Below are 16366 nucleotides of genomic sequence, written 5' to 3' on the forward strand. Positions count from 1 at the left end.
GACTTCATTGAGCTGGTTCTGCGATCAACTCAGGTCTGATTAACTCGCTGTCTGATCAACTCGCCGGCTGATTACCAGTATTCAATTCGGAAACTGTCGAAACGCGAGTTCCCAGTCGTTCACCGGCAATGGCCCGCTCAATGGTGCCGGATTTCTGATAGTTGAGTACCACAATCGGGATATTCTGCTCCATGCAGTGATGAATCGCCTGAGCATCCATCACCCCCAGATTCTGACGCAGCACATCCTGATAGGAAATCTCACTGTATTTGACAGCATGCGGATTCTTGAGGGGATCGGACGAATAAACACCATCAACACGGGTGGCCTTGATCAGCAGTGTGGCATCAATCTCGCGCGAACGCAGGGCGGCGGCCGTATCCGTCGTCACGAAGGGACTCCCTGTGCCAGCAGCGAGAATCACGACTCGGCCCTTTTCCAGATGGCGAATGCAGCGACGCCGGATAAATGGCTCGGCCACGCCTTCCATACGAATGGCCGATTGCAACCGTGCAGGGACACCCAGACTTTCCAGAGTATCCAGCAGTGCCAGCCCGTTTATCACTGTCGCCAACATACCCATGTAATGTGCTGTGGCTGGTAAAATCGTCTGTTTGAAGCCATCGAGATCGCGGCCGCGCAGGATATTCCCTCCGCCACAAACGACTGCCAGTTGCACACCGGAAGCGACAACTCGCTTAATCTGCTCGGCAATCAGCACAATCTCGGGAACACTGAGCCCTGACTGGCCCGATTGACAAAAACTCTCACCACTCAGCTTCAGGAGCACGCGCTGGATGGGTGGCTTGGATGTGCTGCTGAGCGATGTGGGCATATTAGCTTCCGTAGATGTTAGCAGAATTTAGGGCAGGCTCCCGCCTGCCAATGTCTTATACGGTTCTCAGGGAACAACGGCGCGTTGTTGGCTGCGAAAACATGCTTGCCCAGAGCTGCAAGCATGGCACACAGAGCGCCATTATTTCATGGAAAGCGTCTTATCACATCATATGAGTGCATGCCGAAGACTTCATGCACCCGACTTCAAAAACATGTTATGAAAAAAGGAACAGCGGAGGGTACCCATTCCGGATGCCCCCCGCTGCAAATTCAACAATTCTCAGGTGTGGAGTTCACCACGGGGGTCAATTAATTACCAATGACCCAGCGAGTAAACCCGGCAGCCTTGAATCCCTGCTCCGCCAATGCCTGGCTGACAGACTTGCTGTCATCCTTGGCAAAGGGCTGCTCGACGAGCACACCCTGCTCGACATAGAAATTCTTGAGGCGGCCTTCCACAATCTTCTCGACCACGGCTGCCGGCTTGCCACTCTTGAGAGCTTCTTCCGTCAGTTTGGCTCGTTCAGCAGCCACAAGTTCCTGTGGCAGTTCGGTCGGATGTGTGGCCTTGGGCTTCAGTGCGGCAATGTGCATGGCAACATCACGCAGAACTTCAGACGGCTTGCCGGCTCCTTCAGCCCGGAACAAAACGCCGTTTTTCTTGTCGTGATGAACGTAACCACCCACAGGGCCAGTCACTCGTGCGATCTTGGCCAGCACCATCTTCTCACGAATCTTGTTGACGACTTCGCCCAGCAGATCGTTCAACGATTGACCAGGACGATCAGGGGCTGCCTGTGCCAGCAGTTCTTCAGGAGTCGCTGCACCAGGCCCGTTCAGCAATTGCTTGATGCACTGGTTGGCCAAAAAGTTGAAGTCTTCCGAAACAGCCACTGGTGCCGATTCGCACTGCAGTTCAATCATGGCGGCTTCGCTGCCATCAGGCTTGATTTCGATAACAATCAAACCTTCCTGCGTCGAATTTTCTGACCGCTTGACCATCACCTTCTTGCCCCACTCCTTGAGCAGAGCCAACGCCTTTTCCTGATCGCCACCGGCTTCAGTCAAAGCCTTTTTGCAGTCCATCATGGGCAGGTCGGTCATCTCGCGTAACTGTTTTACAGCGGCAGCAGTAATTTCCGCCATCTTCTCTCTCCTGTCGGGACAAGCCGAATCAATCTCGTTAAATGAAGTCAGTCACTCGATTGTGAGGCTGACCTCTTGAATTTTCTCACGCTCCAGCTCACCAGCTGGTCGCAAATGATTTGGGTTTCAATGCTCTGAAATCAGAATCAAAAACTGGTCGATTCTGGATTCCAGACTCAAATATGAGCCTTTGGGTTCATTTGCAAAAGTAACTTCTGGCAAAGAAACCAATTCTTCGCCAGAAGTCCACAAATCACATTCCCACTCCCAGTCGAAACTGGCGGGTCTTTGATCAGCCAATTGCACTCGAAACCCCAACCGTCACTCGCAGGATTTCCGCCTGAATCGGCTTACAGCGATGGACGTGGCTTGAGTTGCTCTTCGACCATAGGCTCAACCTTTTCCTGTGGCAGAACGCTCTTGCCTTCCAGAATGGATTCTGTCAGGTGCTGCAGGACGAGTTGAATCGAACGGATGCTGTCGTCGTTGCCGGGAATGGGCAGATCGACCTGATCAGGATCGCAATCCGTATCAAGCAGAGCGATCGTCTTGATGCCCACGAGCTTGGCCTCGTGCAGCGCGTTGTGCTCTTTCCGAGGATCGACAATGACCATCGCCTCTGGCAGACGGTTCATGTTCCGCAGACCATCGAGGTTGCGTGTCATCTTGGTGCGTTCGCGGAGCAACGTCGAACGGCGTTTCTTCGAATAAGTCTCGATTTCGCCCGATTCAAAGAGCTGATCCAGCTCTTCCAGACGCTTGATACGACCACGAATCGTGCGGAAGTTCGTAAAGACACCACCCAGCCAGCGGTAATCGACGAATGGCATACCGGCCTGATTGGCATACTCACGGATCGCATCCGAAGCCTGCTTTTTGGTGCCGCAGAACAGAATCAGGCTGCCCTGAGAAGCCACTTTCTGCAGGTATCGCTTGGCTCGCAACAGACCGCGAACCGTTTCCTTGATGTCGATAATATGGATCAGATTGCGGCGGCCGTAGATGTAAGGCCGCATTTTGGGATTCCAGCGGCTGGTACGGTGACCGTAATGAATCCCGGCTTCAAGAAAATCCTTGACGACAATATCGCTCATGAAATCACCCAACTACTGCCGTTTAAGGCAGGGCTCGATCACTGAGAAACGAGTGCAGCAACGTTGCCACTCTCCTCGCCGGCCGACGTGGGAGCCTCCCAGTCACCGCCAAAAGCCATACAGGCACAGCCTTCGGTTCTGAATTGATATGTGGTGATGGTAGTCTGCCGCCAGAAGACCGTCAAACCTGCCGGGATAATTAAGTGTACGTAAGTTTATATTCCGTAAATATTTTGCGAGAAATCATTCTCCGTGAACCTCCCCTTCATTCCAAGTGGCCAGGAGCGGCAGGATTTCGGCGGATTCGTATGCCATGAACCGCACACTGCCGTCGCAGAATAGAAAATTTCCTCCCCCGGCATGCAGGCTCCAGAAGTGGAGGGCATCGCAATATTCGTCCAACTTGCCGGGTGCGAAAGGGTAGAGCCGATCTTCGCATTGTCCGATGGATACGAATTTATTGTGAGGAACCTGAGCCACACGCTCTCTTACGCCCAGCAGCATATCGGCACTGCCACTCCCCTCCTGCCCTGCTCCGGTATACCACCAGCCAAAATTGTGATCAGGGCTCGGCGGACGCTCCCCCACACACAAGGTCTGGCTTGTGCCATCGGTGATCTCCGCCAGTCGAATGCGCTTGCCATAGACAAGTGCGCCGGTTGAACTTCGATAATCAACACCTGAGACCCCCAGGTAACTGGTCATCCCCACCAGCGCTCCATTGAGTGTTGGTGCGTTTCGGGGGCGCGAGGCTCTTTCATCAAGCGGACAGACGTAAGCGGCCATCGTCTTCGCAAATGGATAATGGGGTGGATTCAGGTACGGTGTGTTATAGATCCGGTAAGCACGCTGAGATTCCTGCCATGGGAATGTCTGCTCAAGATGAGGCAGAATGGGAACCATCCACGACATTTCCAGGTGTTTCGGATCGGTCGAAGAATCCGATTTTCCTGCGGGAAAAAAGCCCTGAGCCGCCTCGAACGTGTGGAGTGCCACACCGATCTGTTTCAACTGGTTCTGGCACTGCAGCCTGGCTGCTGCCATTCTTGCCCACTGAACTGCTGGCAAAGTGATCGCTAGAAGGATTGCGATCACCCCGATGGCCACCAGCAATTCAATCATCGTGAAGCCTCTGGCGGCTAAACACTCGCACGACGGCGTGCGATCAAAGCGACGGCAGCGCATAGCAATACCCCTCCGCAAACAAGCCACCACCAGCCCCAGCCTGTTTGAACTCCTTCAGGCTCGGGTAATCCATAATAAGTCAAATAGGCCTCTTTCCGATCCAAAGGTACTTCCCACTGCGAATAGTCAAATTCATCTCGCTGACTCGCAGGCTTCGCATTCCCCTTGTCATCAATTAAGAACACTTCAACCACAGAAGGTAATGCCATACCTTGCACAGTCTGCCATCCCGAAAATCGAACTCCGTTGCACACTGGAATGCTTTTATCCGGCTCATGCACCTGATAGCACGATTCATAGCGCACAGGAAAATCGTTGTACTGAGGTGCGTAGTAGATTTTGACCCTTGAAGGATTGTCAGAACTATAGATACGGCGAGAGAGCACCTCCTCCCTTGACAACGTTTTCAACTCAAATTCAATAAACTTAACCTCGGCACCCTCAATTATTGCACTTCCCTGATCAATAACCCGAGAAAAGTTCTGGCTAAGCTTATCCGACTTATTAGCTAACCATTTGAGAGTTCTCCATTGCAGTCGATCAGACTCATCAAGAGGGGACAACCCTCCACGGTCTGTAGAAAGGACGAGCGATTTCAACACCCAGGGGTCATTGGAGTAACGCTCCAGTCGCGCCTGATAACCAGGATTAGAAATCATCATATAATGATGATTTTCACTGCTGCCTGGCAGAACCGACTCAACAAAAAAATACTGACCGTCTCTCTTAATAGAGACTTTTCCGGGCTTTGTTTCGAGAACCTTGCCGGTTTCACGATCGATCTCCGGACTCGTGATATTTACAGAATAGCGATCCCCTGCCGAATACGAAGCCCATTTCTGCAGGAGACCGGAAAGCAAAGGATCGTGCGGCTTGCTCTGCGCTGAAACTACAGCAGGTACTGCTGAAAAAGCTGCGAAGAACATAACCGTTATCATACATGCCGTTTTTGTTGGGTAAATCAACAATTTATTCTCGTTCTATTGAGCGTATACGGGGCAACTGAACAACCATTGTCTGGCGAGAGACAGCAGGCTGAATCAAACCTTCGCAGATGCCTTTGTATTCGGATGGGTTTTCATAGATGGTAGATTGTTATTCCATGTAAAACAGCAATACGTAGAAACTGCAAGCATCGCTTGATGCGATGCTATTGATGATAATCAAGATTTACTCCACGCGATTCTCCCCTTCATTTCTGGAGGCGAGGAGCGGCAGGATTTCGGCGGATTCATACGCCATGAACCGCACACTGCCATCGCAGAATAGAAAATTTCCTCCGCCGGCATGCAGGCTCCAGAAGTGGAGGGAATCGCAAAGCTCGTCGAGTCGGCCCGGTGCAAAGGGATATGGTTTGTCCGGGCAATGACCATCGGTAATAAATTTGTTGTGCGGCGTCTGGGCCACTCGCTCTTCAACTCCCAGCAGCATGTCGGCTGAACCACTCCCCTCCTGACCAACTCCCGTATACCACCAGCCAAAATTGTGATCAGGACTCGGCGGACGCTCGCCCACGCATAACGTCTGGCTCGTGCCGCGGGTCATATCAGAAAACCGAATCACTTGATCAAAGATCAGCACACCGTCCGAGGTCATGTGGTTTCTTCCCATGACTCCCAGGTAGCTCGTCAGGGCGACGAAACCTCCGTCAAGAGTTGAGGCACTGCGAATTTTTGACGCTCGCTCGTCGAGTGGACAGACATACGCCGGCACGACCTGGGCAAACGGATAATGGGGCGGGTTGGAGTAGGGGCTGGCTTTCATTTGATAAGCGGCTTGAGACTCATGCCAGAGAGTGGCCTGTTCGAGATGGGGCAGAATGGGAATCATCCAGGACATGGAATGCTGTTTGGGATTGGTTTTTAAGCCGGTCTTGCCCACAGGCAACTGGCTATGTGACGCTTCGAACGTGTGGAGTGCCAGACCAATCTGCTTGAGCTTGTTCTGACATTCCAGACGTTTGGCGGCATGGCGTGACCACTGAACAGCGGGAATCGTAATGGCGACCAGGAGGCCAATGACTCCCATCGCCACAAGCAGTTCGATCAATGTGAAGCCGCTCTTTGCGGCTTTGCTTTGCTGGAAAATGAAGTCCGCTAAAACGCTTGACAGCGAGCGGCAAGACACGGATCTGCGCAGTTCTGCGTTCATGTGTGCCGCCTAACGGCGATGACCCAAACCGCGAAGCATGCCAGTCCTCCCGTAACCAGTAACCACCACCAGCCCCATCCCTTGGACACACCCTCCGGTTCTGGCAAGCCGTAATACGTTAAATACGTCTGTTCTTCGGGGAAGGGAGCGTCCCAGTTCGAGTGGTCGAACGTGAGAGTCTGCATCGGCGGTCCGTCGAGGGGTGAAATCCACAACTGCCAAATCTCAGCCTTCAAGGGAATGTTCAAACCATCGAGTTCACTCCATTCGCTATACGCATGGGCGATCGGACGATGATACGACTTCCCATTAGAACTGAAATTCAAATCGAAGTCGATACGGACAGGTGCTCCATCGACCTTGGAGGAGAGATAGAATTTGGCTTTAGGAGTATAGTTGACTGGTAGTAACGCCTTTTTGCGCTCTTCAGGCACATCGGGAAAGGTTGCTTCGAGCACCCGAACCTCTTCACCCCGCCATGTTTCTCGCGGCAGTTCCTTCAACAGGACACCGGGTTCGCCGAGTCGGTCGCGGAGGATGACGGCTTGGCCTAAGTGCGGCAACTCGTTGAAATCATGTTCCCGACTCAGGTCGGGTGGAAGATTCGACCCCAGTCCCAGCTTTTTCAAGACCCAGCGATCATTGTTCACCCGTCTCAATAAGGCCCCGTAATGGGAGTTGCGGATCAACAAGTTTGTTAGAGTTGTTTTTGGTCCTGTAGGGAAAGGATCCTCCATAATGTGATAGCTCGCCGCTTTCTTCAAATGGCTTATGGTGGAAGCAAATTGCATATCACCTGGATTCTCAGGGTTTACACGGGTTGATAGTGTCAACGAATACTGGAACTTATCCGGCAAGCCCGGAATCTTCCACCAGTTCAGAAGTTCAGCAGGCGTCCATTGCTGATGAGTAGGATTGGATTGCTGGTCAGCCGCCTCGCAGGCGGGAGCAAAGCCCATGAAGGTCGATACTGCGGAGCAAATCGCCGATAGGAGCAAGAGGCCAAGAAGATACTTGATCATAACCACATCCTGAGGATCATCCTGCGTGCTGACGCCATCGGAAAGTCGCATGCAGGTGATTTTACATAACGTGTCGCAATCACTCCGCGTTTCATGTGCTTCGGATGGTCTGCGGAGCGATATCATGAAGACCTCCGGCGGATTAGAATCGTCATCGCGACTACCAGCAGCCCTCCCGCAAGTAGCAACCACCACCAGCCCCATCCCTTGGAGACACCTTCCGGTTCGGGAAGGCCGTAATAGGTCAGATAGGCCTGTTCCTTCGGAAACGGCGAGTCCCATTCCGAGTAATCAAAATCGGCGCTCCAGTGCGGCTTTCCCTGGGGCTCGAACGTGTCGCTGTACCAGCCTTCTTGTCGTCGGGGAAGGTGGAATCCACCGTGAGTGACCCAGTCGGTGTATCGGACTGTGGAATTCCTTGTTTTCGCTCCGGGCGAGTCGCCAAGTAAAAAAGTCTGGTCGAGACGTTGTATCGCATTCCCCAATCCTCTCCCGGAAAAAACGCGGGCCCAGACAATGTGAGGAATATACCGCGAAGTCTCTTGACGCGTGCCGGACCGAGGCGGAATGGTGACTTCAAACATCTTCGGTTGGACGCCGTCGGCAGTCCCTTCGTGATAATCGTCTATACGGAGGCCGCCCTCCTCAAACCGTTCCTTCAGTCCAAGACCGACATGAGTGGGAAAATGAAACGATTCCCACCGTGCATCGATCAGCGTGTCGTAAGCTTTCTGATGCCGAAGTGCCAGAGAATTGAGCACCCACTTTTTCACCTGGGATTCGCAGCAATTTGGCGGCGTAGTCGGGATTGACAATCTCGATGGCCTCCATCGCCCCTTCCGTATCCAGCGGGCGATAGTCGTGGATCCAGTGTCCTCCGTCCGATCGCACCGTTGATACATATCTCTTGAATACTTCTGTTGGAAGCTGATTCTTGAACTGGGATTGGGTTGATGCGATCTTCATTTGAAAAGATTCGGGGCGATCATCGTTCGACCACCGCCGAAGAAGCTCGTCCAAACGTCGGCTTGCCACCACATCGTCGCCTGCACGACACTGCACATGTCGGCACGGCACGGCACTGAAGAGTAACCATGCCAACATGAGACGTATTGCAAAACGGTGGTGGTTCGGTCGCTGTGGCCATAAGGACATATGAAATGATCCAGCCGGGACGTTCGTGGGTCGAGTGGTGAAGTCCAGAATTCAGGCGCCCGACCACATGGCATACCGGACATCGATCCTGTGGAAATTATCGTCAATCAGGGAGCCGGACGATTCAACCGGCATGGCAATAGCAATTGATACTGTCGGTTGGGGAATCCCGACACTCGCAGAAGGCCGCGCCTCCAATGGGGTTTCCACAGATTGACCGGTCGTTTCCGCACGTTCGAGGTCCTCCGTTTACTGATCGACGATCTTTGCAGGCGTCGGAAGTTCCGCTACAGTTAATGTGGTAGGTTGCTCCATCTCCCGTTTCTTCGCCATCCTCCGGGGTATTGTCATCGGCCCAAACGCTGGTGATGAAGGCGGCGGTCGAGAGGCAAAAGCAGGCGAAACCGAGGGTCAAAAATCTTCGCATGGCAAGTTTCCTAGTTGAGTGACAAAATCTTCGTTCAGAGACAATCCCTTCAGCGGATGGCCAACCTCGACACAGAGGGGGCGGTGGGAGAGACCGCTGGACAGCGGGAATCGTGATGGCGATCAGCAGGCCAATGACTCCCATCGCAACAAGCAGTTCGATCAATGTGTAGCCGGGGCGATTCATACCGAGACTCTTTTCCAGCCCAGCCAGATAGCGATAACGAAACATCCTGCGACCGCCCACCACCACCAGCTCATGCGTCGTGAGATCCCCTCCGGTTCTGGCAAGCCGTAATAAGTTAAATACGCCTGTTCCTTGGGGAAGGGTGCGTCCCAGTTGCCAACGTTTAATTCTGCTGTCTCGCTGGGAACGTCTTTGATGGCAATTCTCCACAATTGCCATGCCTCAAATCTCAACGGAATTGTTAAATCGCCGACCTTACTCCACTGACTATACGCAAAAGAAAGGGGTCTTACATATTCTTTTCCGTCGAGTGTATATTTCAATTCAAAATCCATTCGCGCAGGGCCAGACGGTTCTGACTTCCTGAAATACAGTCGTGCCGATGGAGGAAAGTCGATCGGCCCCTTGCCTATCCTTTGCTCTTCTGAAGCTTCGGGCAAAGCGACATCCAGCACATCTACATCTTCGCCATTCCAGTTCTCCGTCCACGTTTTTGTGATGGAAACACCAGGTTCTTTCAGACGATTGCGAATACCTACATTTGTACCAGAATGCTGAGAGAGCATCGCTTTGGGGTTGACCGTCAGTTCCGGCGGATGATTTCGCCCTGGCGACAGCCTTTTGACGACCCAGCGACCATTATCGATTTTTTGCAGCATAGCGGCATACTCTGGATTACAGATCACGAGCCTGGTTATTGTACTAGTTGCACCAGTAGGCGAGGGAGACTCACAGACATAATACCCTGGTTGGAACTTGTAACGCCCGATGGTGGTAGCGACTCGCTGATCCTGCGGATTCTCCGGATCCAGACGAATGGTGCGTTTCACCTCAAGCTGGAAACGATCCGGAAGTTCCGGAAGCTTCCAGCGATCCTCAATTATTGCTGGAGCCCACTTTCCAGAATTTATGGATTCGCCGGGCGCCGCCACTCCGACAGCGAAAAACTGGAAAAACAAAAAAGTCCAAAGCACTTGTCGTAGTCTCAATCGAATTCCGACAGACAACCTGGACATCTCAACCCTTATCTTGAATATGTATGGACAACATTTCCGCAGTCTAACTATCTGCGGAAATGTCGTAGGGATCAGGTCAGGAGAAAACAGCTTTTAAAATCATCTATTTTTGTAAATGAAGAATGCTTATTGCTAACTCGCCCGGCAATAGCATAACGTGGCGTTTTCTGGCGAAGTCGGAAGAACGGCGCAGTCGCAATCTGTTCGGGGAGGAATGGCGGCTCCACAAATATTAGGATCACCCACATGACAACTATTGTTCATCCCACTGAAGGGGAAACCCCTTTGATTACAATGATATGAAGGGTTTTTACATGAAGGATTATCATAAGTCGTTGGATCATCGCCAGGTTCTTCGTTCACAGGATCATCGGCGGAGACGCTCGCAATCAGTGCGATCGCACAGACACAGAGATAAATCCAGATAGTGAGAAGAGTCTTTTCATGCGTTTTCCTTTAATTTCCAGAACATTCCGAACACATCTAGCGAACAGGATCACCTGTCAGCTTCTCTACACTGGCCTCATTCAACTTCTCGGCAATGGTCGCATGTGGTGGCGAGTCTCGAACCACCGAAAAAGAAAGCCGCTCCTGGCGCAGGCGCTGTTGATGGAGCTTTGTCGTGTTGACCGTTTCAGTCGCGGGCTGTGCCTCGGCGAAGGGACTTTGAATCGGGCCGGGAGACTTGACCGCATTCAGCTCGTTGAACGAAGAAGAGTTGACGAGTTCTGCTCCATTGTGAGACTCATCGCCAACAAATAACGCCAGAGAGCCATCGCCCCGCTGGGCATGCGGAAAAAGTTTTAACTTCATTTCCAGGAAAATGGTCTCCTGGGCGGGAATGACGAGCGGAATCGGTGTCACGAGAATGATGCCGCAAACAGATTCTTTACCGACGATCGCCACAGGTGTGCTGCGCACATTGCGGACAGGGATGCGGGCCTCGACCCATTCCACCGAGGGTTCAATCGGCGTGGCGGGGATGGGGTGATGACTGCTGGTAAGTGCCTGTGCTGAGATCGCATGCGGCCAACTGATCGATAACGCCAGCACCATGGCAAGAACCATCAGCGTGACCATGAGGAGCGATTCTCCCGCTGCTCGGGCCACCGGTCGTAACAGGCTTCCCGTGTGAGGCCTCGAAACGATGGCACACAGATAGGAGACCGCAATGATGCTGACATCGAGAATCACGATACTCCACGGGCGAAAGCTCAGTTTTCCGAAGCAGCCGCAGGTCGTTTCCCCCGCGAGAGCTGCCGAGAGTGCAAAAACTGCCAGGATCGTCATCAGGAGTGCCGCCAGGATCCAGACCTCGCGGGATCGAAAGTTGGTCAGAACCAGAGTGGCGACAAAGACGAGGATTGAGACCGAAAAGAGCTCAAAAGCGGTCGTACTCGAGGCTGGCTCGAAATAGAGCAGATCGTGCAGTGACTGATACGATTTCAAAGCGGCTGAGAGTATCAGCAGACCGCTGATCAGCACGGAGGCCAGCTTGGGAATAACGCCGAGTTCGGGCCAGAAGGCAGACGCTGCGCGCAGATCCATGAAGTACTCCCAGGGAGAGGTGAGTCTTGGATCAAATGCTCGCCAGCGCTGTGAGCAATGAACTCATGGACGCTAACGGTGTTAGTAAGCACCGTCAATAAAAATCTTTGATCTCATTAAGAGCTTCCCTTTCAGCGGCTGAAGCTGATTAAACCGCTACAACGACCCGGCGTTTGATGGCTCGGCGTTTGACGACAGGCCTCACACCAGATACCGCGAGGCACCTTGTTTCAATAGCAGGTGGGCCACGTTCGCCCCGAGTTCATGAGCGGCATCAAGAGCGTTCCCACTGCCATATTGAGAAAGTGGCCCTTGCATCGAACTTGCAGCCGCTAACGTTTCAGAACCATCGGGTGCGATGAGAATCGCTTCCAGATGGAGAGTTTCGGGCGACTTCCACGAAGCCCAGGTCCCCACGGGAGCATGACAACCCGCTTCCAATGTACGCAAGACGGCACGTTCGGCATCAACAGCCAGTCGTGTCTGGCGATCTTCCAATTGGCTGACCCAGCGGATCGTCGCTTCATCCCCGTGGCGGCATTCTAATCCCAGGGCACCTTGACCAGCCGCTGGAAACATCGTGGGGGGGGCAAGAATCAGCGAGATGCGATCACTCCAGCCCAGGCGGGATAATCCAGCCACTGCCAGAATCAGTCCTTCGTACTCACCGGCATCGAGCTTTCTGATGCGCGTGTCGAGGTTGCCGCGAACTTCGGAGCAAACAAGATCGGGGCGAATTCTCAAGAGCTGTGCCTGCCGGCGCGGGCTGCCGGTCCCGATCCGTGCGCCACGAGGCAACATGGCGAGTGAAGCGGGGCCGGAATGACCTGTGGGTAACAGCAGCGCATCGGCCACCGGTGCTCGCGCGGGGACAGCGGCGAGTTCCAGCCCGGCTGTGGGGACAGTCGGCAGATCTTTCAGGCTGTGAACAGCAATATCCGCTCGGCCTTCGAGTAATGCCGCCTGAACTTCGCGAGTAAAGACGCCCTGCCCGCCAAACTGACGCAAAGGCTCCCCCTGAACTCGATCACCCGTCGTGGTGACATGCACGAGTTCGACTGTGAGTTCAGGATCCAGCGATCGTAACGAATCCGCAACAAAGTTGGCCTGCCAGAGTGCAAGCTGACTCGCACGCGTGGCAATTCGAAGTACAGGCATGGGAAGGTCATTCTCAGCAAATTAAGACCGTGTGACCGGTGGAATACTGGAAACAGTGTAATCGAGTTCGGCAGGATTGTCCGTTGTCGCTGAAATGATCACAGGGAAAAGGGGGTTCGAATCGACTCAGATGGGCGGGATCGATGAGGCCTCATCTTGAGGATGTGGGGTATGCTGTTGTCCGATTCCGCGACCCCAGACAGCCACCGCCACCGGGCCTGAGCCGCTGGCTTGCAAGGCGCGAATGCAATCGTTGGCTGTACTGCCTGTCGTGAGGACATCGTCGACCAGCAGGACTCTCTGGCTGGTGAAGCGTGTTCGCCAGCCAGCCCGGTGAGCCAGACGAATGTTTTTCCGCCGCTCTTTCCCGGAAAGCTGATGCTGCGGGATGGTGCGTCGTGGCTTTCGCAAAGCCCTCAATAGGAGCCTCGCTCGCAGCCGCTGGCTGATCAGCAGAGCCAGTTCATCGGTGGGAATGCGACTTCTCGTCAGTCGATCAATCCACTGCACGGGAACAGGGATCACCAGATCGGGCTGCCACGCAATCATCGCAGGGCCGTGGATCTCCCAGAGGAGTTCCGTCAATCCTTGAATCAAAGCGAGATCTCCCTGCTTGGCGCGAGAGATTGCGTGTGAGAGGGGTGGTTCGTAATTCCCGATCGACCAGACATGCTGCATGTCGAGCCGGTCGTGGCGGCAATGAATGCAGCCTTCGCTGGTGGCCGAATAAGGCCCGACAACAGCACCACATCGCGGGCAGTACCAAGCACTGGCGGCATGCAACTGCTGGCGACAGTCGTGGCAGAATGAACCGCCCGCATGACTCGTCGATGGCTCGCTTTCCTGATGGCAAAGAGCACATGCCGGAGGAAAAAGCCAATCACGCAACGTGCGGCTCCAGCCGTGCAGTCGTGGGTTGGTGAGTTTCGGGTGCTGAGGGGTTTGATCCATACACGGGATTCCACAATGCAGCGGTGGCTCTCGCAATCAAAATTTGCCGATGGCTGGCGGTTTCGCTCGCGATGGATCGGCACACGCTACAATTCACTGGGAACAAATCGGGGTTCAACACCAGGCGACTTCGCCGGGGAGAGCAATCACTGTGGAGCGAGTGACAATTGTGGGTGGCGGGCTGGCAGGCATGGCGGCTGCCGCTGCGCTGGTGCATCACCAGGTGCCCATCAGGCTCCTCGAATCCCGTCCACGACTGGGTGGCCGGGCAAGTTCTTTTCGCGATCAAGTCACGGGTGAAGCGATCGATAACTGCCAGCATGTCGCGATGGGCTGCTGCACGAACTTCATCCGCTTCTGCGAAATGACAGGGATTCGGCAGCACTTTGAACCTGCCCGGGAGCTTTACTTTTTTGGCCCTCAGGGAGAGATGACAAAGTTTGCCGCCAGTCGCCTGCCGGCACCACTGCATCTGGCGGGCGCATTTTTCCGGCTGAGTTATCTTTCACTGTCGGAAAAGCTGGCGCTGGGCCGTGCGTTGTCGCGATTGGCAGTTGCCACGGAAACATCGATCACGTTTGCCGACTGGCTCAAGAACCAACATCAGCCACCACGGGTGATTGATCACTTCTGGAATGTGGTGCTGGTGAGTGCCCTTTCGGAGTCACTGGATCGAATTGGTCTGCAACAGGCACGGAAGGTGTTTGTCGATGGTTTCTTGCGGAACCCTCAAGGCTGGGTGGTCGAGATTCCTCAGCAGCCGCTGGAAGAACTCTGGGCTGGGCCTGTCCGTCAATATCTCGAAGCCAACCACGGGCTGGTCGAAGTGGGGCAAGGTGTGGCAAAAGTCGAGCTTTGCCATGTGAATCATCCGCATTCACAGGCCGATGGCTGGCGAGTCACCGGCCTGACTATGCGTGACTCGCGGATGATCCCCACCGGGGAAATGATTGTGGCGCTCCCGTGGTATCGACTGGGAGAAATCTTTCCCGAAGAGAGCCCGCTGGCGGAGATCATTGCCCAAGCCAGGCAGCTTGAGGCGGCACCCATTTCGAGTGTTCACTTATGGTATGACAGGCCGATCACAGATTTGCCGCATGCGACCTTTGTGAGTGGCTTATGCCAGTGGCTGTTCATCAAGCCCCGGGAAGCGGGTGCACCGGAGCAGGCCCAGGAGGCTGCCCACTATGGCTATCAGGTGGTCATCAGTGCGAGTCGAGTGCTGGCGGGGCAATCACAGGAGAAGATCATCGAGCAGGTGGAAAATGAGTTGAGGGGATACTTTCCTGCTCTTGGTGATGCGCATAGAGTCCATGCCCGGGTGGTGACAGAGCATAAAGCGGTCTTTTCGCCATTGGTCGGAAGTGAAGCTTTGAGGCCCGCACAGCAGTCGCCAATTGCGAATCTGCAACTGGCTGGCGACTGGACCAAGACGGGCTGGCCTGCGACGATGGAAGGGGCTGTCAGAAGCGGTTTTCTCGCTGCAGAAAACGTCCTCCGCCGCCTGGATCAACCGGCAAAAGTGCTAGTTGAAGACCTCCCCACCAGCCGACTGCCAAGACTGGTCTGGGGAAGGTTGTCTTAAGGCGTTTCTCCTCGACATCCGCTGTTGATTTTGCGCAATTCCAAAATCAGATCCATCTCACTAAACCATCTCCTTCACAATCTTGCTTGCCACAACAATTAGCATGGCTAGTGACTAAATTTTCATATTTGAATTTTTATTCACTATGTGTTTAGTTAAATCACCCTTAACATCCGGGAGGTGTTGAAGTTTGTGTTTTTTTGTTCAGAAGGTGTTTTCATGTCAATTAAAATCGGCTTTCGAGTCACCGGAATGTTTTTTGGGTCGGCTAAACCTATCGTCGTGGAGATTGATAATCCAAAATCATCAGTACGAGACGTGATGCTGAAGGTTTCCAAGCTCGTTGAGGAGGGAGGAGTTCCTGGAGTTGAATCATTTATTTTTAGTCCACGAAATCCATCGGACGCTGAGACACTTAGTTCCATTACGATTAAGTACTCAGAAGGGCCAAATGGCGTTTATAGCCCAGGCACCTATCACCTGGAAGAAAATTTGATGGGGAATCCGATACTCGCATTTCAGTTCTATCATTTCCGTGCCAATATGCAGCAAGTTAACAATAATAACCGTACTAACACTTTTGGAGAGCCCATCGAAGACATTTTTAAAGATGGTGACATTATCATCTGGCGCCAAATTGCAATCCTGCAGGCTCCTAATGGACTCAGGCAGGTCGAATCCCTCGCCGTCAAGGAAATCGACTCACTTAAGAGAGCCAATCTGATCTAGCATGCGCAATGTATGCTGTATGGCGAGTTGGCTAATCAATAATAGTCATTGTGGAAGAATTGAGTGTTGGTGGGTTAAGGCTTACCGCAACCCTCCAACACCATTCAGTCTATGGACAAGTCATTTGTGAAATGCCGAGAGTGCGGTGCATGGCTTCTAGGTTCATACGATGACCC

The 16366-nt window shown here is 53.4% G+C and carries 15 protein-coding genes; 2 read left to right on the plus strand and 13 right to left on the minus strand.

Annotated elements, in window-relative coordinates; genetic code table 11:
- Positions 1-55 precede the first annotated feature (55 nt).
- The 13 genes from pyrH to PLIM_RS23125 all read right to left on the minus strand — a co-directional run bounded on the left by pyrH (position 56) and on the right by PLIM_RS23125 (position 13876).
- Positions 56-835 carry a UMP kinase gene (gene pyrH / locus PLIM_RS16405; protein WP_013111437.1) on the minus strand — a complete coding sequence of 260 codons (780 nt, stop codon included), beginning with the start codon at positions 833-835 and terminating at the stop codon, positions 56-58.
- Positions 836-1146: 311 nt separating this feature from the next.
- Positions 1147-1983: a translation elongation factor Ts gene (tsf, locus tag PLIM_RS16410; RefSeq protein ID WP_013111438.1), complete on the minus strand. Its 837-nt coding sequence runs from the start codon at positions 1981-1983 to the stop codon at positions 1147-1149.
- Between the two features lie 350 nt (positions 1984-2333).
- Positions 2334-3077 (minus strand): 30S ribosomal protein S2, encoded by a 744-nt coding sequence (gene rpsB, locus PLIM_RS16420; RefSeq protein ID WP_013111439.1) that lies wholly within the window; start codon positions 3075-3077, stop codon positions 2334-2336.
- Between the two features lie 243 nt (positions 3078-3320).
- Positions 3321-4262: a DUF1559 family PulG-like putative transporter gene (locus tag PLIM_RS16425; protein ID WP_081440293.1), complete on the minus strand. Its 942-nt coding sequence runs from the start codon at positions 4260-4262 to the stop codon at positions 3321-3323.
- Entirely contained in the window at positions 4217-5188 is a 972-nt protein-coding gene (locus PLIM_RS16430) for a hypothetical protein (RefSeq protein WP_013111441.1), read from the minus strand. Before PLIM_RS16430 ends, PLIM_RS16425 begins: the two co-directional genes overlap by 46 nt.
- A gap of 244 nt (positions 5189-5432) precedes the next feature.
- Positions 5433-6413 (minus strand): DUF1559 domain-containing protein, encoded by a 981-nt coding sequence (locus PLIM_RS16435; RefSeq protein WP_013111442.1) that lies wholly within the window; start codon positions 6411-6413, stop codon positions 5433-5435.
- Positions 6410-7435 (minus strand): hypothetical protein, encoded by a 1026-nt coding sequence (locus tag PLIM_RS16440; protein WP_148227156.1) that lies wholly within the window; start codon positions 7433-7435, stop codon positions 6410-6412. Before PLIM_RS16440 ends, PLIM_RS16435 begins: the two co-directional genes overlap by 4 nt.
- Before the next feature lie 122 nt (positions 7436-7557).
- Positions 7558-8196 carry a hypothetical protein gene (locus tag PLIM_RS16445; protein ID WP_041402010.1) on the minus strand — a complete coding sequence of 213 codons (639 nt, stop codon included), beginning with the start codon at positions 8194-8196 and terminating at the stop codon, positions 7558-7560.
- A gap of 518 nt (positions 8197-8714) precedes the next feature.
- On the minus strand, positions 8715-9248 hold the full coding sequence (locus PLIM_RS25090) for a type II secretion system protein (RefSeq protein ID WP_148227157.1): 534 nt from the start codon (positions 9246-9248) through the stop codon (positions 8715-8717).
- Complete coding sequence (locus PLIM_RS24240) at positions 9200-10210, minus strand: hypothetical protein (RefSeq protein WP_148227158.1); 1011 nt, start codon at positions 10208-10210, stop codon at positions 9200-9202. The genes PLIM_RS25090 and PLIM_RS24240 overlap by 49 nt, the downstream gene beginning before the upstream one ends.
- Before the next feature lie 492 nt (positions 10211-10702).
- Complete coding sequence (locus PLIM_RS16465) at positions 10703-11767, minus strand: MauE/DoxX family redox-associated membrane protein (RefSeq protein ID WP_013111446.1); 1065 nt, start codon at positions 11765-11767, stop codon at positions 10703-10705.
- Positions 11768-11968: 201 nt separating this feature from the next.
- Positions 11969-12925 (minus strand): hydroxymethylbilane synthase, encoded by a 957-nt coding sequence (hemC, locus tag PLIM_RS16470; protein ID WP_013111447.1) that lies wholly within the window; start codon positions 12923-12925, stop codon positions 11969-11971.
- A 126-nt stretch (positions 12926-13051) separates the two neighbouring features.
- Complete coding sequence (locus tag PLIM_RS23125) at positions 13052-13876, minus strand: ComF family protein (protein WP_013111448.1); 825 nt, start codon at positions 13874-13876, stop codon at positions 13052-13054.
- A gap of 49 nt (positions 13877-13925) precedes the next feature.
- On the opposite strand from PLIM_RS23125, the gene hpnE reads away from it, so the two are divergent.
- Positions 13926-15461, plus strand: coding sequence for a hydroxysqualene dehydroxylase HpnE (hpnE, locus tag PLIM_RS16480; protein ID WP_052301613.1), 1536 nt, complete (start codon positions 13926-13928; stop codon positions 15459-15461).
- Positions 15462-15680: 219 nt separating this feature from the next.
- The gene (locus PLIM_RS16485; RefSeq protein WP_013111450.1) at positions 15681-16190 is read left to right on the plus strand and encodes a hypothetical protein; all 510 of its coding nucleotides are present in this window, start codon (positions 15681-15683) and stop codon (positions 16188-16190) included.
- Positions 16191-16366: the final 176 nt, after the last annotated feature.

The sequence above is a fragment of the Planctopirus limnophila DSM 3776 genome (genome assembly GCF_000092105.1).
GTDB lineage: Bacteria > Planctomycetota > Planctomycetia > Planctomycetales > Planctomycetaceae > Planctopirus > Planctopirus limnophila.

Excerpts from the sequence above, each read along its gene's own strand:
- PLIM_RS16430 (WP_013111441.1), bottom strand. The coding sequence starts at position 5,188 with ATGTTCTTCGCAGCTTTTTCAGCAGTACCTGCTGTAGTTTCAGCGCAG.
- hpnE (WP_052301613.1), top strand. The coding sequence starts at position 13,926 with ATGGCTGGCGGTTTCGCTCGCGATGGATCGGCACACGCTACAATTCAC.
- tsf (WP_013111438.1), bottom strand. The coding sequence starts at position 1,983 with ATGGCGGAAATTACTGCTGCCGCTGTAAAACAGTTACGCGAGATGACC.
- pyrH (WP_013111437.1), bottom strand. The coding sequence starts at position 835 with ATGCCCACATCGCTCAGCAGCACATCCAAGCCACCCATCCAGCGCGTG.
- rpsB (WP_013111439.1), bottom strand. The coding sequence starts at position 3,077 with ATGAGCGATATTGTCGTCAAGGATTTTCTTGAAGCCGGGATTCATTAC.
- PLIM_RS16440 (WP_148227156.1), bottom strand. The coding sequence starts at position 7,435 with ATGATCAAGTATCTTCTTGGCCTCTTGCTCCTATCGGCGATTTGCTCC.
- PLIM_RS16435 (WP_013111442.1), bottom strand. The coding sequence starts at position 6,413 with ATGAACGCAGAACTGCGCAGATCCGTGTCTTGCCGCTCGCTGTCAAGC.
- PLIM_RS25090 (WP_148227157.1), bottom strand. The coding sequence starts at position 9,248 with ATGTTTCGTTATCGCTATCTGGCTGGGCTGGAAAAGAGTCTCGGTATG.
- PLIM_RS16465 (WP_013111446.1), bottom strand. The coding sequence starts at position 11,767 with ATGGATCTGCGCGCAGCGTCTGCCTTCTGGCCCGAACTCGGCGTTATT.
- hemC (WP_013111447.1), bottom strand. The coding sequence starts at position 12,925 with ATGCCTGTACTTCGAATTGCCACGCGTGCGAGTCAGCTTGCACTCTGG.
- PLIM_RS16485 (WP_013111450.1), top strand. The coding sequence starts at position 15,681 with ATGTCAATTAAAATCGGCTTTCGAGTCACCGGAATGTTTTTTGGGTCG.
- PLIM_RS23125 (WP_013111448.1), bottom strand. The coding sequence starts at position 13,876 with ATGGATCAAACCCCTCAGCACCCGAAACTCACCAACCCACGACTGCAC.
- PLIM_RS16425 (WP_081440293.1), bottom strand. The coding sequence starts at position 4,262 with ATGCGCTGCCGTCGCTTTGATCGCACGCCGTCGTGCGAGTGTTTAGCC.